We start from the raw sequence: 21,786 nt of genomic DNA on the forward strand, positions 1-21,786 counted from the left end.
AACCATACATATAACGGAGGGAACGATGAAGCGGTTCATGCCATATCCATCCCTCTTGAAGAGGTTAAGGGCGTATATGCCCTTTCTATTCAGCGGAAGTATGCCGCTGCGGCGGAAGATTCTGCTAAGCAACCTCCTGATTGTCCTGCTGGCACTGGTGATTTTCATGGTCAGCATTCAGCGGATTGTCTTCAATCAGACCCTGGAGAGAACCACGGCAAGCTCACAGCAGGAAGTGAGGCTGGTCAAGCAGTCAATGGAGACGGTGTTCCAGTCGGTCCAGAATTTCACCAAGTTCGTGCTGATCAATCAGGACACCCAGAAGCTGCTCAGCAGCGATACCGGTGCCGGCAATGATGTTGCTGCACTGAAGTCGATCTACAATACACTGGCTGCAATGCTGGTGACTGAGCCGAATATTGATTCCGTAATTATAGAATCCTTGAGCGGCAATCTCTATTACACCTCCAATCTGACCGGCGTGACCCGGGAGAGTCTGGGAATCTATCCCAAATCGGAGATCGATGCAGCCAGAGGCGGGGCGGTCTGGGCGGATTCGCTTACGCCTGACTTTCTGTCCGGGATGAAGCATAAGAATATGATCAGTGTGGGCAGGGTCATTAAGAGTATGGAGAAGGGGACCCCGCTTGGCTATATCTATGTCAACATTGACGAGCGGACGCTTGCCCGCCTCTATCATAATGAACAGAACCCGCAGAGCGCTACGCTGGTCATTAACCGGGATGGAAGAATCATCTCTGCGAATGAAGCCACAAGGGTGAACCAGCCGGTCCCGGAGGCATCCCTCACGGATTGGGTCAAGTCAGTCTCACAAGGGGCCCGGACCCAGGAGGTCGCCGGAGACCGTTATTTAGTATCCATGCAGAGTCTCACTCCCTATGACTGGAAGCTAGTCCAGCTGGTGACGATATCGGAGCTAACCTACGGGTACTGGAAAATCGCTCTGCTGCTGGCCGGGTTCAGCCTGATCAGCATCCTGTCGGCCGTGCTTCTGTCTATTCTGTTCGCCCGCCGGCTGACCCGGCCGCTCAGCCAGCTTAGCGAGGTAATTGTCGAAGTGGGCAGCGGGAATCTGGAGCGGCGCGCCGCCGCCGATTCTGAGGATGAGGTCGGGCGGCTCGGAGCTACCTTCAATGAAATGGTGGAGCGCATCCAGGGCTTGATGGTCCAGGTGGAGACGGAAGAGAGGACCAAACGGATGCTGGAGCTGCGGCTGCTCTATTCGCAGATCAAGCCGCATTTCCTGTACAATACACTGGATACGATCCGTGCAATGGCGGTGATGTCGGGGGCGAAGGACATAAGCAAGATGCTGAAGGCGCTGGGTGAGTTCTACCGGATATCACTTAGCAACGGACAGGAGCTCATTACCGTGGCCCAGGAGCAGAAGCATCTGGAGAGCTACCTGTATATTCAGCAGATCCGTTTTCCTAAGCTGAACTACCGGATAGGGTTCGAGCCGGGGCTGGAGTCCTGCCTGGTGCCGACCATGCTGCTTCAGCCACTGGTCGAGAATGCGATCCACCATGGCATTAGAGGGATGGCGGACGGAGGCTGGTGTGAAATTACCTGCGAAGCGGAAACCACGAATGGACAGAGCCTGCTCTGCTTCACCGTACGCGACAACGGCAAAGGCATAAGCGAAGAGCAGAAGCGGATGATCTGGTCGGGGCATGACAATGCGGAGAGGTACAGCTTCGGACTCCGAAATATTCAAGACCGCATCCGCCTGCGGTTCGGCGGGGCCTATGGAATCTCTCTGACCTCTGAGCCAGGCCAGGGCGTAGAAGTGAAGCTGCGCTTGCCACTGCTTATGCAGACGAACGAACAGGAAGAGGGGACAGTCAGACTATGAGTACAGCACCGGTAGCCCGCGTCCTGATTGTGGATGACGAATATTATTTCAGGCAGCTCCTGATCCGTCTGGTGGACTGGGAGGCCGCCGGGTTCGAGGTCGCCGCAGAAGCGGATGACGGCACGGCCGCATTGCAGATCATCGGGGAGCAGCCAATCGATCTCATCATTACGGATATTGAGATGCCGAATATGAACGGGCTTGAATTCATTGGGGAAGTCCGTAAGCTGAATTCGGCAGCCAAGCTGATTTTTATCACCAGCTACGATAATTTCTCTTATGCCCAGCAGGCCATTTCGCTTGGAGCGGACCATTATCTGCTGAAGCCCGTCGATGAGGATGCTGTCGAACAGGCCCTCCGCACGATCCGGACGCAGCTGACGGAGAAGTGGGAGGCAGAGCGCTACATCAACCGGCTCAGAATCAAAGCCGGGGATGTGCAGGAGTCGCAGGCAGGCGATGCCCGTACGCCGAAGCGGCAGAGCAGCGGCACGGCCTTAATCGGCAAGACCATTGCCTATGTGACGGCGCATTATGCCGAGGATACATTGTCACTCCAGAGTACGGCCAGCGCCCTGTTTGTGAATCCTAGCTATTTAAGCCATGCGTTCAAGAAGGAGACCGGCGAGTCTTTTGTAGAATATGTGACGAACGTCCGTCTTGGCGAGGCCATGAAGCTGCTCAGCCAGGGGGCCTCCGGGGAGGAAGCCCCGGCACCCAAGATTGCGACGATTGCCCGGCAGGTGGGCTATAAAGACCCGTTCTATTTCAGCAAATGCTTCAAGAAACGCTACGGAATGACTCCGAATACCGTATACGGCGGTTCCTATTCGGATACTTAAATAGCAGCTATACTCAGAGTCCGGTGTTTTGCAGCCGGGCTTTTTCGTTTGAATAACTTTTCACTGATTAAAGTTAACCCTGTGTAAAGCTGCCGTTAACATGGGAACGCCCCGTAAATTGAGTGTAAACTTACCTGACACACCTAAAAATTTTACTGTTAAAACCAACATATCTCCATTCGTACACGGCGGTTCACTTGTTAAGATGATACCTGTAAGTCAAATCCCGAAATATTGAAAGGTGGTCCAACACAAATGTTCGGAAAAAAGCTTGGGGTAGTTGCAGCATCCATCGCGCTTAGCAGTGTAGTGCTTAGTGCTTGCGGAGGAGCTAACGGTAACGAAGGGGCAACTCAGAATCAGGATGCGAAAGCGGCGGAAGGCAAGGAATCTGTCTCCTTATGGATGTTCGATGCAGATCCGATGTATCAGGCTGCTGCCGAGGCTACCGCAGCGGAAGTCGGCGTGGATTTGAATTATGAGTACATACAGGACGAGACCTACAAGACCAAAATCAGTGTTGCACTGGCTGCCAATGAGCTTCCGGATGTATTCCAGCAGCATGCCGGGAAGTCCTACCGGACACCTGTACTGCAATCGAAAACGGTAGCCCCGCTGAACGATACCCTGGATTCCACAGGACTTGGCGCGAAATTTCTGGACAACCAGCTGGTGAAAGAAGAAGACGGCAATATCTATTCCGTTCCTTCCAATATCAGCACAACCCTGGTCTTCTACTATAACAAAAAGCTGATGAGCGATCTGGGCGCTACGCCTCCTGCAACCTGGGACGATCTTCAGGCGCTGGTATCCAAAGCCGATGATAAAGGGATCATCCCTATCGCCCTCGGCGGCAAGGAAAGATGGCAGGGTGATCTGCTGTACAACCTGCTTGTAGCACGTCAGGACGTTAACGTCTTCGACAATGCGATTAAAGGCGATGCGAAGTTTACAGATGCTCCATTTGTAGATGCGGCGAAGCAGGTAGCCACCTTGGTAAGCAGCAATGCCTTCCAGAAAGGCTTCCTCGGCTCGGCTTACCTGGATGCCCAGGAGCTGTTCAAGAATGATAAGGCGCTAATCTGGATTGACGGTAGCTTCAACTTCGGCGCGCTGTCGAAGGCCATGGGCGATAATCTCGGATATATCGCTTTCCCGAAGACTGGTGCAGAGGATGTCTACAGTGCAACGATCGGCTTCCAGAACTCGGCGGCACCTTACTCCTTGTTCGTGAACAACAGCTCCAAGCATCTCGACAAAGCCAAGGAATTCGCGATTAAGCTGTCCCTTAAGCTCAATGATGAGTTCGTACGTAAAGGCCTGCCGGGCTATGCGGCCAGCGAAGTGAAGTCGGAGTCGCAGAATGAGCAGCTCTCCGCTTATGCTACGGATATCAGCAAAACAGCCAAAACCCAGGCGATGTGGTTTGGCCTGCTGTCGGCAGATACAGGCCAGGAATACCGCGATATGACGCAGCAGCTCTATGGCGGCAATCTGACGCCTGAGGAATACACCGCCCAGCTGGAAACATTGCTTCGTTCGGCAGAGTAAGACGCGCATTACAAATATAATAGGGGAAAGGCGATGCAGTCTCTTGGACCGCATCGCTTTTCTGCACTCTGATAGGTGGATAGTGATGGAAAGAGCGCTCTCGGATAAGAAATTAATCGCTTTGTTTCTAGTGCCAGGTTTAACCGTATTTCTGATCTTCTATTTCGTGCCAATTCTCATGACGGCGTATTACAGCTTCCAGGAGTGGGACGGAATTAACCCTATGGCCTTCGTGGGCCTGGACAATTACACCAAGATGTTCACCGCAGATAAAAGCTTCTGGAAGGCGGTATGGAACAGTGTGGCCTTCCTGCTGACAGGCGTGTTCGTCCAGCTGCCGCTCTCGTTCGGCCTGGCCCTGCTGGTCTCCCGTAAAATGAAGGGACGCAAATGGTTCCGCAATATTTACTTTTTCCCGGTGGTGATGTCAACGACGATGGTCAGTCTGCTGTGGGTCAAAATCTACGATCCGAACATCGGGATGCTGAACACGCTGCTGGAAGCCGCTCACCTCGGCAGTTGGGCCCAGGCCTGGCTTGGAGATACCAAAACGGCACTCTTGTCAGTCCTGATCGTAACGACCTGGCATTATGTAGGCTATAACATGCTGATCCTGTTCGCTGGTATCCAGGGTATCTCAGAGCAGTACTATGAGGCCGCGAAGCTGGACGGTGCTGTCGGCTGGAAGGCCGTCCGTTATATCACGCTTCCGTTATTGTCTGATGTGCTGCGGATCTGTGTCGTGCTGAACGTGATTTATGCGCTTAAGACTTTTGAAAGTGTGTATGTTATGACGAATGGCGGACCGCTGCATTCCACGACCATGATTGCCCTGAAAATGTTCCAGGAAGCGTTCCTGAAGCAGAACTTCGGCTACGGCAGTGCGCTTGCCGTGTTCATGGTGCTGGAGTGTCTGATCATTGCCTGGGTACTCAATAAAGTGCTGACCCGTGAAAAAATTGAATATTAAGGAGGACCGGACATGCTGAAGACTACGAAAAATACAGGCATCTATCTGCTGATGATCCTCATTGCCGTCCTCCAGTTGTTCCCGCTATACTGGCTTGTGGTAAGTGCGTTTAAGGATAATTCGGAGATTATCGGCGGAGTGGTCTGGGCGCTGCCCACGGAGTGGCGGTTTAGCAATTTCTCAGAGGCCTGGGTAAGCGCCAAGGTGAATCAATACTTTTTCAACAGTGTGTCAGTTACGCTGATTACCCTCTTCTGCGTGCTGCTGCTCGCTTCAATGATGGCTTACGCGCTGACACGGATGAGATTCAAATATAACGGACTGATTCTGTTCATTCTGCTCATGGGAGTCATGGTGCCGATTCACGCTACGCTGATTCCGCTGTTCATGATCCTGAAGAATCTCGGCCTTCTCAGCTCGCGGCTGTCGATTATCCTGCCGTACATCGCTGTGAATCTGCCGATTGGCGTCTATATGCTGTCTGCGTTCCTGCGGAGCATGCCGAAGGAGCTGGAGGAGGCTGCGTTCATCGACGGCTGCGGGGTAGTAAAGTCCTTCTTCAAGGTCGTGCTGCCGTTGCTGAAGCCGCCGCTGGCCTCGGTTGCCATCTTCGTGTTCCTCGCCGTATGGAATGAGCTGCTGATGGCGGCAACCTTCATCCAGAAGGAGACGCTGCGGACGCTGCCGCTCGGGCTGATGAACTTCAGCGGCCAATACAGCATTAGCTGGGGACCGCTGGCTGCAGCCATGGTGATCTCTACGCTGCCGATTCTGCTCGCTTATGTGCTGTTCAGCGACCAGATGGAGAAGAGCTTCACCGCAGGCGCAATTCTGAAATGAAGAGACGGAAGAAGGGTGAACGAGATGATGGAACCGGCAGCAAGCCGTAACCTGCGCAAGATCGTGATTATCGCAACCTCGGATGTTCATGGCAATCTGTGGGGCTACCGTTACGAAGACGGTCTCGATACCGTAAATGACGGGCTCGCCAGAGTAGCCGCTTATGTCCGCGAACTTAGGGAGAGCGGGACGGAGATTCTGCTGATCGATAACGGCGATGTCTTCCAGGGGAATATGCTGACTGACGATGTCTACAATAAGCGGCCGGATGACAGGCATCCGGTCGCGTCAGCGCTGAATGCCATGGGCTATGCCGCATTGACACTGGGCAACCATGAGTTTAACTTCGGCCTTGGCCTGATTGAGCGAATCCGGCAGGAGCTGAGCTTCCCGGTGCTCGCGGCGAATGTCTGGGATTCAGAGGGCAGGCCATTTGCCGAGCCGTATGTGATCCTTGAACAACACGGCATCCGGGTGGCGGTAATTGGACTGACGAATCCGAACGTTCCGCGCTGGGATGGAAGTAAGGTAGAGGGCCTAAGGTTCGGACATATGGCCGAGACTGCGCAGGCTATGGCGGCCTCGCTACGCGCGGAAGGGAAGGCGGACCTGATTGTGATCAGCGCCCATGCGGGCATGGTTGCAGAGTTCGATGAAGAGGGCGGCTCGGATGCCGCCGGACGGATTGCGGAGCTGGTTCCTGAAGCAGATGTGCTGCTGGTCGGCCATATGCATATTACCGTGAACCAGCGGATTGGGAGTACGGTCATTGGAGGACCGCGTGACCGGGGAAGGGAAGTTGTACGCTTCGACCTGACACTGGAGCTGGACAACGGGCAACCCAAGGTTGTGAGCCGCGAGGTCACGGTGGTAGACATGAGCGGCTGGGCGCCGGACCAGGAATTGCGCAAGCTGATCACCGGGGCGCATGAAGAGACCCTCCGGTTCATCGCCGAAGGCGGCGGAGGCTCTTCGATAGAGGGGGAGGGCGGCATTCTGGGCTATGCGGCCGCCGATTTCCAGCCTGAAGAGACTGCTGCCGGTCTGCCGGCGGGGCGTGTGCAGGATACGGCGGTCATTACCTTGATCCAGCGGGCCATGCTGGAGGCCAGCGGAGCGGATGTTGCCGCCACCAGCCTGTTCAACGACAAGGCGGATCTGAAGCAGGGACCGCTGACGTATGCAGATGTGTACCGCATTTATCCTTTTGACAATGTACTGTATGTGGTTACCGTCACCGGCAAGGAGCTGAAGGCTTATATGGAAGCTTCGGCTGCCCATTTCCGGCAGTGGCAGCCCGGGGATACGGAGATTGCCGCCGATCCCGAGGTGCCGAGCTACCTCTACGATATGTTCGCCGGGATTAATTATCAGATCGACATCTCGCAGCCTGTTGGCCGGCGGATCATCCATCTGGCCTACCGGGGCAGAACGCTTGCCGATACAGATACGTTGCAGCTTGCTGTCAACAATTACCGGTATAGCAGCATGTTGAAGGCTTCGGGACTGGTCAGCGCCGTCAAGCACTGGGAGTCGGACTGCAGCGTCCGCGAGTTGCTGGTCCGTTACATCCGGGAGCGCCAGACGATCATACCGGAGGTCGATCATAACTGGTCTATTGTGGGGATGGATTGACAGAAGAGCAGGCACTCATTGATGAATGAGGGCTTGCTCTTTTTTTACATGCCTATTCATACTCCGTTCATATTCCCGTCACGAAGAGGACATCTTAAGCAGGTACACTCTACCTATACCGCTAAGGCGAATCTACAGATAGAAGAACAGGAGAAGATGGACATGGCAGGAACCGCTGAAATAAATAAACCTGAAAAGGGACGCAAGAAACGGAAATTATGGTTGAAAATATTAGGTGGCATTATCGGTGTGCTCGTGCTGTTCATAGGCATCACCTTTATTGTTAATGTTATCAGTACTGGAATCGAGAAGAAGAAGATCGAATCGTACGGGCAGTACGTTAATGTAGAAGGCAAAAAGATGAATGTGCTGATTCAAGGCAGCGGGGAACAGACCATTGTTCTCTTGCCGGGGCAAGGAACCGCTTCGCCTGTGCTTGATTTCAAGCCGCTGATAGATCAATTGACGCCTTCGTACAAAGTCGTAGCCATCGAGCCTTTCGGCTATGGCCTGAGCGATGGGACGGATAAAGAAAGAACGACAGAGAACATCATCAGTGAAATTCATGAAGCTGTGCAGCAGCTCGGGCTGAAGCGTTACATTCTGATGGGACATTCCATTACAGGACTCTACTCCGTGTCTTATGTGAATGCTTATCCGGATGAGGTTCAAGCCTTCGTAGGGATTGACAGTAGTGTGCCCAATCAGCCAGGCATGGATGTGAAATTGCCGCTGAAGGCCATGAAGTTTGCCAAGGATTCTGGTGTGATGCGGCTGCTCCAAAAATTGGGCGGAGATTCGTTTAAATCGCTTGACTATGATGAGCATACCAAAGAGCAGATGAAACTGATCACCAATGTACACGGCAATAACTCCACACTGATGAATGAACTCAGCCACCTTGGCTCCAATTTCAAAAATGCCGAAAAGCTGACATACCCGCAGGATTTGCCGGTCTTGCTGTTCGCACAATCCAATAACGAGAACAACAAGCAGTGGATTCCGCTGCATGAGGAGCAGGCGAAGCAGTCTGCACAGGGTAAATTGATCCCGATGGTAGGCTCCCATTACCTGCACCATACGAAGTACAAAGAAATCGCCGAGGAATTCAAGGAATACATGAAGACCGTTCAATTGAAGCAAGCGAAGTAGGGAGAATGGAATAATATAGTGCGGCGCCCCTCGGGGTGCCTTTTTTTGTAGAAAGATAAGAATTTATATGCTTCGCGCTATAATTATCTTCTATTTCTCGCTGAAACGGTACCGTCCTTTAAAAGGACGGCAAAGCCGTTTCCACTTGATATAACTAATTATAAATACTCAATTTCGCAACCTATTCCAATTACTGGAGTCTAATTTAAGAATCAGCAATTCTACAAATTAGATGAAATGGATGAGATGCACGTATGAAAAAATGCAATTGGTTCCTCCTGTTCGCCGTCCTATTCTTATGCTTCCCGCTCAGCGGGCAGGCCAGTGCCGCCGTGAAGACAAGTCCGACCATCATACTGGACGGGCAAGCCATTCCTATGCAAAAGAAAGACAAGGTTGAATTGATCAACGGCAGTGTGATGGTTCCCTTGCGGATCATTGCGGAGAATATGGGAATGGGGGTCCTCTGGAATCAACAGGTTGGAACTGTAACCATCCCTAAGGAATCTGGCAGCATAGTGCTGACGATTGGCCAAAAGAAAGCCCTCATCGATGGGGCTTCCCATTCGCTGGCCACCGCTCCCCGGAACCGTAACGGAACCACGCTGGTGCCGCTGCGGTTCATCAGCGAAGCCATGGGTGTCCAGGTCAGCTGGGACAACAGCCGCAAGGTGGTGGGCTTGACTTCAGCTCCGCTTCCGCCGGTGCAGCCGGCTTCACCGGAGGCTCCAGAGCCGGCCGTCACTCCCGCTCCGGTCAGCTCTGAAGGCCCGGAACAGCCGGTGACCCTGCCCGTCCCAGCCGCGGCGGCTTCCACCGTCCATAGTCTCAGCTTCAGCGATGACCGCCTGATGCTTGCTTTTACCGGCGATGTCCAGCCGTCTGTACATACCGGTAACGAACCGCTGCAGATTGTGGTGGAGCTGCCCCGAACGACCTTTTCCGCAGATTTCTTACAGACGGTGTCATGGGATAGCCGCACCCAATCGGGGGAGCAGACTGTTACCGGCGTTCCCAATGTCAATAAGCTGTATTACGGACTTTCGGGGACGGACGCCGCCGCCGTACGGATTGTGATTGCGCTCTCTACGGATACGAAGTATACCAGTTACATCGAGGAGGATGCCGCCTCCCGGCTCCTGGTCGTCGACCTGAGCTCTGCCGCAGCCGAGCTGCCTCCGGCAGAGCCGGTTCAGCCGGGCAACGGGAAGAAGACCGTTGTTATTGATGCCGGCCATGGGGCTGCGGACCCGGGAACGATCGGCATTACGAAGAAGCTGGAGAAAGATTTCAACCTTAGCGTCGCCTTGAAGGTAGAGCGTCTGCTGCTGCAGGAGCCGGCGTTCAATGTGGTGATGACACGCCGCGACGATACCTATCCGCCCAACAAGCGACGGGCAGAGATGGCCAACGAGCTGCAGGCCGATGCCTTCGTCTCCATCCATGGCAATTCTGCCACAGGGATGCCCAATGTCCGGGGAACCGAAACCTACTACTACAGTCAGGAGAGTAAAGCCTTCGCCGGTATCATGCATAAGCACCTGCAAGGGACCACCGGCTTTCCGGACCGCAAGGTTAAATACAACAAATATATCGTCTTGAAATATTCCAATATGCCAGCTACGCTGCTGGAGGTTGGTTTCTTATCCAATGCCGTCGAGGAAGCCATCCTGTTCTCCGACGATTTCCAGAACCGGGTAGCGGCTGCTATCGTAGCGGGCCTGAAGGAATATTTCGGGGTCGCTTGACCCCGTCTGCTCCTGCATTTATAGCTTTCAAGATCGCGGTCCGCTCCTTATAATATAGAGAGTGAGAGGAGAACCCCGCCTTAAGAAGCTGAGCGTATTTTGTAAATAAACAGGAGGTTGAGAAGATTGAATCCGCATGAACAAAGCGCGAATACGCCTAGCTTGTTCCGTAATCGCTTTCTGCAGACGATTCTGTTATCCAGCGTGCTGCTGCAGATCGGGATCTGGGTGCGTAATTTTGCTATTCTGCTCTATGTTGCGGAGAGGACCAACAATGATCCCTACGCCATTTCGCTGATCAGTGTAGCTGAATTTGCACCTATCTTTGTATTTTCCTTCATTGGAGGAACCTTTGCGGACCGGTGGCGGCCGAAGCGGACGATGATCTGGTGTGATTCCCTGTCTGCGGTATCGGTATTCGCCGTTCTGCTCAGCATTCACTTCGGTTCGTGGGAATCCGTGTATCTGGTCGCGTTCATCTCGGCCATTCTGTCGCAGTTCTCCCAGCCTTCGAGCATGCGGTTATTTAAGTTCCATGTGCCGGAGGAGCAGCTGCAGCAAGGGATGGCACTCTTCCAGTCGCTGATGGCCATCTTCATGGTTCTCGGACCGATGTTAGGTACTTTCGTATACAGCACCTTCGGCCTTGAGATCTCCATTGCCGTAATGGGCGTTGCTTTTCTGCTGTCGGCACTCGTGCTTATCCGTCTGCCGGAGGATCATATGGAAGCCGGGACAGTTGCCGAGAAGGGGCAATTCCGTAAGGACTTCACCGAAGGCTTCCGGTATGTCTGGCAGAGCCAGGTGCTGCGGATGCTCGGACTTGCGTTTGTATTGGCCGGACTTGCTGTGGGTGTATCCCAGGCACTGAATCTGTTCATCGTCACAGAGCGGCTTGGCCGAAGCAAGGAGTTCCTGCAATACATGCTGATGGTCAACGGTGCAGCCATGCTGATCGGGGGTGGGCTCGTGGCCGCTTTCGCCAAAAAGGTTCCGCCCCAGCTGCTGCTCGCCATGGGGATGCTGGCAGGTGCCGTTTGCACCACTATCGTCGGGTTCTCAACAAGCGTTCCGCTCACGCTGACCGTGCAGTTCCTGAACGGGCTGATGTTCCCGTGCATTCATATCGGAATCAGTACCATGATTCTGAGGTGGTCGCACAGCGCTATTGTCGGCCGGGTCAACGGGGTGCTGAATCCGATGTTTGTCGGGATGATGGTCGTGTCCATGTCGTTCGCAGGTGCGCTGAAAAGCGCCTTCTCCCTGAGTACCATTTATGGCGGGGCTGGCATACTGTTCCTCCTAGGCGCCTTAATGATGCTTCCCATCATGAATCAAAAAGCGCCGGAGCAGGCACAGGCTGTGCAATAACATAAATATATGATCTAAGCAGATAGAACACTTCTGCTCGTTAACTGAAACCATATCCCCTGAAAAGCCGCTGGTTAGCGGCTTTTTGTCGTTATACCAGATAAGTAGGTTAGAGCTCCCCGCATGGGCATGACTAGGGGCGTGATGTACGGTTAGAGGAGCGGCGGAAACAGCTGGATTTGGGTTTCCCTATGCTCAAAGATAATCCCAGGCTTGACCCTGACGTATACTGGAGGGTTTACAATGGCAGCAGGAGGGATGCACAATGGATAGAATAACATCATCTGCAAAGCACAACGATGGCCGGGAATCATCCGGGAGATGGCTGGCGATTACAGCGCTTGGATGGTTGGCCATGACGCTGGGGCTGTTCACCGCCACGGTTGCCGGGAACGCTGTGCGGGCTTCCGGCGGGGCGGACAACACCATTTCTGTCGTCCAGGCTATGACCGCAGTGCTGCTCATTGTGCCCGCAGCTTATCTTATTCAGCGCCGGTTCCGGCTGACCGCCAAGCTGCTGCCATTGACTCCGGCCGCATTCCTGCATTTGCTGGGCGGCGGCGCATCAGCCTTGCTGATGGGGGGAATAGGCTTTATGATTACCGGGGTGCTGGGCTGGACTACCACTATTGCCTGGCATTTCTCCGTGGACCTGTTGCTGGCTATAGCCTTCAGTACATGTATCGCTTTTCTGTACGAGGCGATGCCGGAGGAATTGTCGATGAGAGGAATCGTATACAGCGGATTGCGGTTGCGCCTGCCTGCCTATGCTGCATATGGCGCTCAGGTGCTGCTGTTTGTACTGGTGCCGGTCACTGTAAACCAGCTGCAAGCCTGGAGCGGACTCGACCGCGGAAATAGCATTAATGCAGAATATGTGATTATGCTGCTCTGCTTCGGCACGGTGCTTCAGCTATGGCGCAGCTTGACCGGATCGCTGTGGGCTTCCATCGGCTTTCATCTGGCGTATCTGGCAATGGCGCGGTTTGTTATTCTGCAGAGGGACCGCAGTATACTGACGTACAATGAGCTGGAGGCAGGGACAGGCCCGGTTGTCATCCAGTTCGGAGTTGTGATTGTCGGCACCGCAGGACTGCTGTTACTGTTCAACCTGTGGCGCCGGCGTATGCCAGGCCCATACCGGATGAATAACTGCGCCGGGCGCTAAGGCAAAATACTGTACTTATCTGGAGGGAAGCCGATGTATACTGTAGGGCAATTGTCCAAGCTTACTGGTGTTTCTGTCCGCACCTTGCATTATTATGAGAAGCTGGGCCTGCTCCAGCCGGACAGGAAGACCGGCAACCAGTACCGATCTTATAGTGAGAATGATATTTTAAGGCTGCAGAAGATCGCTGTGCTGAAACACATGCATTTTAAACTGAGTGAGATCAAGATTATCCTCGACAACGGTGAAGTAGCTCACAATGATGTTGCCGTATGGAGCCGGGCCCTTACGCAGCAGATGGCCTTCGTGAAGCAGCAGCAGGACAAATTGCAAGCGGTAGAGCATTTGCTGTATTCTATCCTATACGCCATGCGGGCACGCGAACAAGTAAATATAGACGAGATGCTTGAATTTATCCGTGAGCTTGAACAGCCTCCGCAAGGCAAAGCGCTACGGCAGCAGTATTTCTCACCGGAGGAACTCGAGCTGCTGCCGATCAACGATGTAAGCAATCCGCTGACTATGGAGTGGGCCGATATTCTCTGGCGGGTTAAGGGACTGCTGGCAGAGCCGCCCGATTCACCGGCAGCGCAGCAGCTTGCGTCCTCTATTATAGAATACGCCGATACAATGTTTGGCGGAGATGAGCAGCTCATCCAGAAATATTGGGACTACATTACTCCGCAGGAAGGCCAGACTACGCGAGTGTACGGGATGACCACCGAAGTCATGCAATATATGGATGCGGTTATCCGCATTTATCTGGGTGAGGAAGATCCCCGCCCTTAATCGTTGTTCCATGAAGCGTGCCACCATCCGGGGCACGCTTGTTTCATTTTTGATGTAGATTTCTTCTTTAATACCTATAATTAGACAGGTATTAATTTCATTTCCTTTTAGTTAATATTTATGTATCTTCTAAGCGGGAGGTGATTCAAAGTGAAAAAGGAATGGAAGAAACCCGCAATCTATGCTTCTTTTAATGAAGAAGAACTAGCACATCAGAAGGATGAACTGATGTTTGTCGGTGATTGGAAGCAAGTGATTTGGGGCCAGTCCTGACGCAGCAACGGAGTGGGTGAGGACTAACGCCCGCTCCGACTAGAGCACACATGCCCCCATATGGAGGACGATATGGATAACGACTTGCAAATTATTCTAAAAAATTTTCTGGAGATTACCCGTACTAGATTTATCCCAGGGCAAGAGGATTTAATTACAAAGTTCCTGCTGGAGCTGATACTTTTGCATAAGCTTGAGGGACGAGTAAGTCAAGATTTACAGCACCTTGAAGATAAAATACAGAGTACTAATCTAACTCAGACTTTGGATGATTCCAGATATCGAAATCAATTGAGGTTCCTTAAGCAATGTCAGTTAGCCAAGGAGATTGTAAATTTATTCCAAAGACATAACTTCAACGAATTCCCGATCTTGATTAAAGGGATCTCTATTTATGGATTGACAAACCAAGCTTACCATATCAGGAGAAGCGTCGATATGGACTTGATTTATTCGGATCCCGCAAGTCTGGTAAGTCTACTAATGGAAATTGGATTTGCAAAGATAAACGAAGATGGGATAAGTGATCATGAGTTTAGCACAATGGTAAGGGAAGAACTAGTCATAGATATTCACAAGTTCATTCCTGTTTTTGGATACTCCGAGGGGATGCTGAAGAAAGCGCTACGCGCTGAAAAACACATCTTCTTCGAATCGTTTACAAAGTTGACCAGTGATAAGATATCCTATTCAGATTTAAATCAAGACGCTTATGCAGTTCCAAACTTCGGTGGTATGCGCGTACCCGACGTTCACTATCAGGTTCTCATTCTGTGCGCGCACCTTTTCAAGAACTTTGTCCATTCGCTTTTCCATTGTTCATCAGGCATCATCCTGGCTGAGTTGCTTGATATTCGCGACTTGTTGCGCCGCCCTTCATTTGATGTAAGACGATTTGAATTAATAATTACTTCTAACGAGAAATCTACCTCGGTGAACTTTGCCAGAGAATTAATAAGTCTGATCTTGGGCGAAAGTAGCTTGCAAGAGCTGGCTTATGACCCCAATCGGGCTTATCCCAAATTTATATTATGGAATGGATTAATGTATTTGCCGACACGCCCCAATGATTATATATACTCCAATTACAGCGACTTTACGGAACGGCTGGGGGCTGAGAGCTTCAATCTGCGGGGAAGGGACACAAAGATACTAATACCAGATATTGAAGCCTTCAATTCCCATGGTGTACGACAAGTCAATTTAATGACTCTGAAACGACAATCCGATCAGTTGGACATACGAATAGAATTGATCAATCGCCCAAATTCGCTTTCATGTGATGTTATTGAAATGGCGTTTGAGGGGAAACGTTGTTGTTTTTCTTTTGATGGTTCAAACATTGAGGTGGAGGAACAATCTGAAGGTTGCAGCTTTGGATTTACTATCGGAGAGGACCAAGGCTATGTGATACATATAAAAATACCAGTAGGAGTATTATCAACTCCATTTGTATCTCAGGTTGGCCTAGTCATTTGTGTTACAAGATGGGGAGATGGCCCACTATCTACTCTAATACCAGTAAATATACTTTTATAAATACTTAATCAGGTATGAGGTGAACTCCCATGCTGAATACAGTTCAGAAGCATCAATTGATACAAGACGGTTACACCATCTTAGCAAATGCCGTACCCCAAGAACAGGTGATATTAGCGAAGAAAGCCATTAACCATTCTCTCGGGAAAGGAATGACTTTTCGTGAGGCCGTTTTGGGAAGAGCGTTAGGTTATTGTTCCGAACTAAATACCAGCGGCAACATTTTAGAATTATTCTATGGTTCTCGTGCAAAATCAGTAATACAGGAGATATTTGAGGATAAATATGAAGACGTAGTTTCAGGTCAAATCGCGTTAAGATTCTCCGAATCGTTAGATCATCCAAGCGTTATCCCTGCACCACATATTGATGGTTTGCCATCCCCATACAACGGTGTTACAAAAGAGAACTATAACAACTTTGAACTTTTGGTAGGGGTGTTCCTAAGTAATGTTCATGAGCATTTTGCAGGCAATTTGACTGTTTGGCCAAGAAGCCATCAAATCATCCGTGACTATTTTCGAATCTATGGAGAGGATGCCGTATTAAACGGAATGCCTGAAGTCGATTTGGGTAAACCCCAGCAAATCCTTGTTAACGAAGGAGATATCATCATATGTAATTATTTGCTTGCACACAGCGTTAGTCCCAATCTGTCAGCCAATATTCGTTATGCAGTGTATTTCCGTATAAGGCACAGTGAAAGATTTTCATGGAGAACTACATTAACGGATCCTTGGTGGTACTGGAATAACAATTGTTCTGAAGAAAAGGAGGATGACCATGCTTTATAGGAGAAGCCATTCCGTTGTTATCCAAGAGGTTGGGTATGAGGAAGAGATCATGGTATATGACATTGAGAAAGGAATGCTGCATTTTGTAAACGCTTCAGCTGCTGAGATTCTGAAGATTGTTGAGCAAGAAATATCACTTGAAGGCATCATATCTAAAATCTCTTATCAATATGATGTTGAGCAAGAAATGGTGGCTGAAGATGTACAACATATTTTGGAGCAGTTTATAGAGAAAGACATTGTTCAGGTTATGGAGGCATGATTCCGCTGGAAAGGAGGTGAAATGGTATGAAGAACAACTGGACTAAACCAGAAATTATAGCTTCATTTACGGAAGAAGAACTTGCAAAACAAAAGGACGAATCGATGTTTGTTGGCGATTGGCGACAATTGATTTGGGGGCAAGCGTAACCATGAACGGAGTGAGCAAGCTTATGCTCACTCCAACCCGGCTGGAAAGGGAGACTAGGGAAGGATATGAACAGCTCATACAATTCTATAAAAATCGTGCGTTACGTGGTACAGAAATCTTATATGCAATGTACCGGCTTGCTTATCGTAGATCTAGCTACTGCATTTATTCCAATGCTTACAGCTTGGGCGCTTAAAACATTACTGGAGAGTATGTCTGCCGATGCCATGTTATATATGCTTGTGCTAATGGTTGCTTTACTGTCATTGTTCAGTTTTCTTGGCAACCTGTTCTCTACGCTTCGAGGATTGCTTACAGACCTGCTAGGGAGGAAAACCCGTAACCTGATAACAAGACATCTGATGATCCAAGTACGTTCCATGCCGCTTATTAATTTTGACACAGAAGAAAAATATGCAGATATTGCTAAGGCTAAAGAAACCGTGGGGTTTTTCGTAACGTTCGTAGATGCCTTGTCTGGCTCAATGCGTATGATTATTATACTAACTACCTTTGCCATAACCTTATGGACGATTGACCCAATTGTTGCTCTACTGACCCTAGTAGTAGGAGGGCCAGCATTATACTTTTCAGGGAAAGTGTCAGCGATTGAATTTAAGGTGCACCAGAACCAGCATAGTCAGCAGAGAATCGTTGATTACATCGCCGATTTGCTTATCAAACCAGGATCTGCAAAAGAAAGCAAGTTGTTTTCCTCAAACCATTTCTTAATTGGACGATGGGGAAGTCTCTCACAAGGGTTGATCAAGGAAAATCTTAAAATCTCCCTTAAATCTATGCTACTTGAACTAATGGTCATGGTTGTAGGATTAATCTTGTTTTTTGTAACACTGATAAGATTGGTGTATACATTGAATGAACCGGGACAAGGACTCATGGGCTTGACGTTAATAGCAATCATTCCTTTTGCTGTATCAGTGTTCCAGACAATCCAAAGCGGTCAAAGTGATGTTAAGAAGCTTGTGAAATCTGTTCATGAATGGGAAATTTACAAGAACGTCATCGAGAAACCATCTTCGGATAAGAATGAAACCAATCCGATAATAGAAAAGACGAGTCCACTTGTTGAGCTTAAAGCGGTCTCCTTCAAATATCCAAACAAGGAAGAATGGATTCTTAAAGATATTGAATTGTCGATTGGTGTTGGCGAAACTGTGGCGCTGGTGGGGGAGAACGGTTCAGGCAAGAGTACACTAGCGAAGTTGATCGCCGGTATGTACCACCCCTCCAGCGGTGATATCCGTGTAATGGGGAAAAGCACGGTTAGGTGGAGCAGACTACAATTGCGAAAGTATATTTCCTTTGTCTTTCAGCAGCCAATTCGTTATCCGCTTTCATTAAAAGATAATATCACAATGAGGCTCCGCGACAGCGACGATGCTGAACGGCTGATGGAAAGGTTTGGCCTAAAAACACATCTGAGAGATGAAGCAAGACTTGGGATTGGCTTTAAAGGTGGGATCAATCTATCGGGGGGACAATGGCAGATGGTTTCGATAGCTAGAGCCTTCGCTAAGCCGAAAGCCGTTTTATTTATCGTGGATGAACCCACTTCTTCCATGGACCCAGAGACAGAAGTTGAAGCATTCCGTTTGTTTAGGAACCACATAGAGGGAGCGGCATCTATTATAATTTCTCATCGTCTAGGCTTTGCAAGAGAGGCAGACCGTATCCTGTTTCTGAAAGACGGGTTTATTGCTGAAGCAGGCACACACCATGAATTGATCGAACTTGGAGGCGGGTATGCGTCATTATACGAAACTCAATCATCCTGGTACAAAGGAGGGATGAGATGAATTCATTATTTCGAGTAACCCAGCTTGCTTGGTCCTCGCACCGCCTTGCTTCAGTAGGGATGCTGCTTGTTATGATGATCTGGGGTATCGCACCTATCTTTGAATTAAATGCACTATTGAAGCTTACTAATGTGTTATCCGAAAGCGGCGAGCTACTTAAAATTCAGGAAACTGTTTATCTTCTATTTGTTTTTTTACTATGGTCTTTGCTTGTCCCCAACTTATGTTGGCAAGTGTACTATTATCTGTTCGATATCGTAAGACAATATTCTCAAAAGAGACTTGCCCATGACACCTTGACAAAGGTGACAAACTTACCGCTACGAACGATTGAGGACTCCAGGATACAAGACCTAATTACCCGGACATCCAGAATCGATACCGGGGATGTTCTCGGTATCTACCTCACGACAACCTTTCTGTTATGCGGTGTAATTCGGTCATTATCTATTTTTGCTGTGCTTTATACGCTGGATTTTTTCGTATTCGCAACTGTTGTTCTCGTAGCGGTACCTACATTTATCGTAAAAAACATGATGGATCGTAAATCCATGACACTCATTAAGCAACAGACTGAGGAGGAGAGGCTTAACAGCAGCTATCTGGATATTCTTTTCAGCCGGGAAGCCGCCAGTGAATTAAACACCTATGGAAACCGAATGGCTCTGGGCAGAAGATGGCTAAAATTGCGTAGAAAGCTCGATCAGGAATCCATCAAATTGTTAAACAAAAAATCGGTCTATGATATTACGGCAGCGCTGATTCGAACATTTGGACTGTTTGTGGTCCTTGTCTATGCATTGCGTTTATTTAAGGACGGACAACTGGCAGTTGGCGCGATCGCTACAGTAATCATTGCCCTGCAACATTTGCAATGGTTAGTATCGGCTTTCGTCCATCAAATTAATGGTGTTTTTGCATCAAAAGTCGTCTTGGAAGATTACAAAATGATGATGGAGCTACCGGATGAAGCCCATTGTCCTTCGCTAGAGCCTCCGATGGTTTCGTCTTTGATACAGTTATCTAATTTGCATTACAAATATCCCACGGCTTCAGATTATACCTTACGTAATATTAATGTATCCATTCGTATCGGTGAGAAAGTCGCAATCGTAGGAAAGAACGGCTCCGGCAAATCTACACTTATACGTTTGCTGCTTGGCTTGGACAGACCCGATTCAGGAGAAATTGCTCTCGGAGCTGTCGGTAAGGATCCCGTCCATTTCCGTGAACATTCTACAGCAATGCTGCAGGATTTCACCAAGTACTCCCTTAGTATCAGAGATAATGTTGCATTAAGCGATATTATTCAATATGAAAATGAAAATCGGATCAAGCAATCACTTGAATGGGCTGGAATTGCTAAAAAGCTATATAAGCTTGATAAAGGCATTGATACTATCCTAAATCCAGCTTTTAATGGCATTGATCTCTCGGGTGGAGAATGGCAACGAGTTGCCGCCGCAAGGGCACATTTCAGAGAACGCACAATTCTGGTATTTGATGAGCCAACTGCTGCACTAGACGCCAAAAACGAGGCGGAATTATACGAACAGTTCGTCCGCCTGTCTTCAGACAAGACAGCTATCGTTGTCAGCCATCGACTGCCCATAGCCCAAATGGTCGATAAAATTATGGTCATGCATGAAGGTGCGCTCGTCGAGGTGGGCAGCCATGACGAGCTGATGGCCCTTAAAGGTTACTATTATCGAATGTTCTCTGCACAAGCTAGCATGTATGCAGACTTCGAAAAAGGATTGGAGTGTAGTTATGAGAAAAACAGACGAGGCTCTTAAGCTGGGCCGTCAAGTATGGTTGTCATCGAGATATGCCGGTGCACCTGCGAAGCCCAATAAAATTGTGGTTAAGCTGACGCGTGATTGTAATCTAAGATGCACTTATTGTTATGTTTCTGGAGGTGCCAGTAAAGAACAAATTACTACGGAGATTGTTGAGCAGTTTTTTGATCAGGTAGCTGAGAATAATCCCAGGGTGATAGATTGCACATTTCACGGTGGTGAACCCCTCATGGCAGGGCAAATACTGAAAGATATTGTTCATATTCTTGAACACAAACCTTATTCAGCAAGAGTGCAATTCTCAATTCAGACAAACGGAACGTTGATTACGAAAGCCTGGGCAGAGTATTTCAAAGAAAAAAAGTTTTCAGTTGGAATCAGCATAGACGGCCCGAAAGAGGTAAATGACCAATCACGTATTTATGAAAAAGGTAATGGCTCCTTCGAGCAAACGATGCGAGGCATAGACAGATTACAGGAGCAAGGAGTAGGCATTGGCCTGATCTCCGTAATTACCAAGAAAAACATGATGAATCTTATTGATTTATTGGAACTCTGTAAGGAAAAGGGTATTCGTGCTATTTCTTTTCTTCCTTATTTCCCATCTGGCTATGGAGCTCACAAGGAAGACGAGTTAAAAACAAATAATGATATTTACTGGGGACAAACGAGAAAAGTCATAGATTGGCTAGTCAACCACAATTATAATCACCCGTCTAGCATGATCTATGAGCGAGAACTTGCTTCTATAGTCAAAAATATATTGATTCCGGGGAACGGATGCTATATGTGTGCATCATCACCATGTGGAGCGGGAACACAACATGTTGGACTTGATGTTGACGGCGATATATATGTATGTGATACCTTCTATGGGTTATCCGATTATGTCATAGGCAACATAGGTGAAGAGTGTCTGGATGATATTTTAAAAAATCCATTGATTGAAAAATTCACACATCACAGCGTTCATACAGTGCCCAAATGTAGTAAGTGCCACATAAATAGCTATTGTTACGGAGGATGTGTAGCGCATAATGTATCCTTTTATGGAGAAGACGGCTGGAACAGGGAGTCCCATTTGTGTAGCTGGTTTATGAAAACGATCCCTTATCTGAAAGAACAGTTCGACAAGCAACGGATTGACCCAACACTTTTATCAGAGCTGCCAGATAAGCTTGCATTCAATAAATTAGTGTAAAGGGAGGAC

General features: G+C 49.3%; 19 protein-coding genes. All 19 read left to right on the top strand.

Annotated elements, in window-relative coordinates:
* Positions 1-76 precede the first annotated feature (76 nt).
* The 19 genes from MKX51_RS15140 (at position 77) to MKX51_RS15230 (ending at position 21,777) form a co-directional block, all read left to right on the top strand.
* A complete protein-coding gene (locus tag MKX51_RS15140) occupies positions 77-1,876 on the top strand; it encodes a cache domain-containing sensor histidine kinase (protein WP_340992965.1) in 1,800 nt (599 codons plus the stop codon).
* Positions 1,873-2,718: a response regulator transcription factor gene (locus MKX51_RS15145; RefSeq protein ID WP_340992966.1), complete on the top strand. Its 846-nt coding sequence runs from the start codon at positions 1,873-1,875 to the stop codon at positions 2,716-2,718. Before MKX51_RS15140 ends, MKX51_RS15145 begins: the two co-directional genes overlap by 4 nt.
* 255 nt (positions 2,719-2,973) lie before the next feature.
* Positions 2,974-4,269 (top strand): ABC transporter substrate-binding protein, encoded by a 1,296-nt coding sequence (locus tag MKX51_RS15150; RefSeq protein ID WP_340992967.1) that lies wholly within the window; start codon positions 2,974-2,976, stop codon positions 4,267-4,269.
* 85 nt (positions 4,270-4,354) lie between these two features.
* A complete protein-coding gene (locus MKX51_RS15155) occupies positions 4,355-5,239 on the top strand; it encodes a carbohydrate ABC transporter permease (RefSeq protein ID WP_340992968.1) in 885 nt (294 codons plus the stop codon).
* Positions 5,240-5,251: 12 nt separating this feature from the next.
* Positions 5,252-6,079: a carbohydrate ABC transporter permease gene (locus MKX51_RS15160; RefSeq protein ID WP_340992969.1), complete on the top strand. Its 828-nt coding sequence runs from the start codon at positions 5,252-5,254 to the stop codon at positions 6,077-6,079.
* A 24-nt stretch (positions 6,080-6,103) separates the two neighbouring features.
* Positions 6,104-7,714, top strand: a complete 1,611-nt coding sequence (locus MKX51_RS15165) for a bifunctional metallophosphatase/5'-nucleotidase (protein WP_340992970.1) — start codon at positions 6,104-6,106, stop codon at positions 7,712-7,714.
* Positions 7,715-7,876: 162 nt separating this feature from the next.
* Positions 7,877-8,866: an alpha/beta hydrolase gene (locus tag MKX51_RS15170; RefSeq protein ID WP_340992971.1), complete on the top strand. Its 990-nt coding sequence runs from the start codon at positions 7,877-7,879 to the stop codon at positions 8,864-8,866.
* Between the two features lie 254 nt (positions 8,867-9,120).
* Positions 9,121-10,614, top strand: coding sequence for an N-acetylmuramoyl-L-alanine amidase (locus MKX51_RS15175; RefSeq protein WP_340992972.1), 1,494 nt, complete (start codon positions 9,121-9,123; stop codon positions 10,612-10,614).
* A gap of 126 nt (positions 10,615-10,740) precedes the next feature.
* Entirely contained in the window at positions 10,741-11,985 is a 1,245-nt protein-coding gene (locus MKX51_RS15180) for an MFS transporter (protein WP_340992973.1), read from the top strand.
* A 265-nt stretch (positions 11,986-12,250) separates the two neighbouring features.
* Positions 12,251-13,153, top strand: coding sequence for a CPBP family glutamic-type intramembrane protease (locus MKX51_RS15185; RefSeq protein ID WP_340992974.1), 903 nt, complete (start codon positions 12,251-12,253; stop codon positions 13,151-13,153).
* Positions 13,154-13,186: 33 nt separating this feature from the next.
* Positions 13,187-13,942 (top strand): MerR family transcriptional regulator, encoded by a 756-nt coding sequence (locus tag MKX51_RS15190; protein ID WP_340992975.1) that lies wholly within the window; start codon positions 13,187-13,189, stop codon positions 13,940-13,942.
* Positions 13,943-14,092: 150 nt separating this feature from the next.
* A complete protein-coding gene (locus MKX51_RS15195) occupies positions 14,093-14,215 on the top strand; it encodes a hypothetical protein (protein ID WP_340992976.1) in 123 nt (40 codons plus the stop codon).
* 72 nt (positions 14,216-14,287) lie between these two features.
* Positions 14,288-15,754 (top strand): nucleotidyltransferase family protein, encoded by a 1,467-nt coding sequence (locus MKX51_RS15200; protein WP_340992977.1) that lies wholly within the window; start codon positions 14,288-14,290, stop codon positions 15,752-15,754.
* A 29-nt stretch (positions 15,755-15,783) separates the two neighbouring features.
* Positions 15,784-16,548, top strand: coding sequence for a hypothetical protein (locus MKX51_RS15205; protein WP_340992978.1), 765 nt, complete (start codon positions 15,784-15,786; stop codon positions 16,546-16,548).
* Positions 16,538-16,810, top strand: coding sequence for a PqqD family protein (locus MKX51_RS15210; RefSeq protein WP_340992979.1), 273 nt, complete (start codon positions 16,538-16,540; stop codon positions 16,808-16,810). Before MKX51_RS15205 ends, MKX51_RS15210 begins: the two co-directional genes overlap by 11 nt.
* Before the next feature lie 26 nt (positions 16,811-16,836).
* Positions 16,837-16,959, top strand: a complete 123-nt coding sequence (locus MKX51_RS15215) for a hypothetical protein (protein WP_340992980.1) — start codon at positions 16,837-16,839, stop codon at positions 16,957-16,959.
* Positions 16,960-17,025: 66 nt separating this feature from the next.
* Positions 17,026-18,777: an ABC transporter ATP-binding protein gene (locus MKX51_RS15220; RefSeq protein WP_340992981.1), complete on the top strand. Its 1,752-nt coding sequence runs from the start codon at positions 17,026-17,028 to the stop codon at positions 18,775-18,777.
* Positions 18,774-20,573, top strand: a complete 1,800-nt coding sequence (locus tag MKX51_RS15225; RefSeq protein WP_340992982.1) for an ABC transporter ATP-binding protein — start codon at positions 18,774-18,776, stop codon at positions 20,571-20,573. The genes MKX51_RS15220 and MKX51_RS15225 overlap by 4 nt, the downstream gene beginning before the upstream one ends.
* On the top strand, positions 20,548-21,777 hold the full coding sequence (locus MKX51_RS15230) for a radical SAM/SPASM domain-containing protein (protein ID WP_340992983.1): 1,230 nt from the start codon (positions 20,548-20,550) through the stop codon (positions 21,775-21,777). Before MKX51_RS15225 ends, MKX51_RS15230 begins: the two co-directional genes overlap by 26 nt.
* Positions 21,778-21,786 lie beyond the last annotated feature (9 nt).

This window comes from Paenibacillus sp. FSL M7-0420 (assembly GCF_038002345.1).
Taxonomy (GTDB): Bacteria; Bacillota; Bacilli; order Paenibacillales; family Paenibacillaceae; genus Paenibacillus_AQ.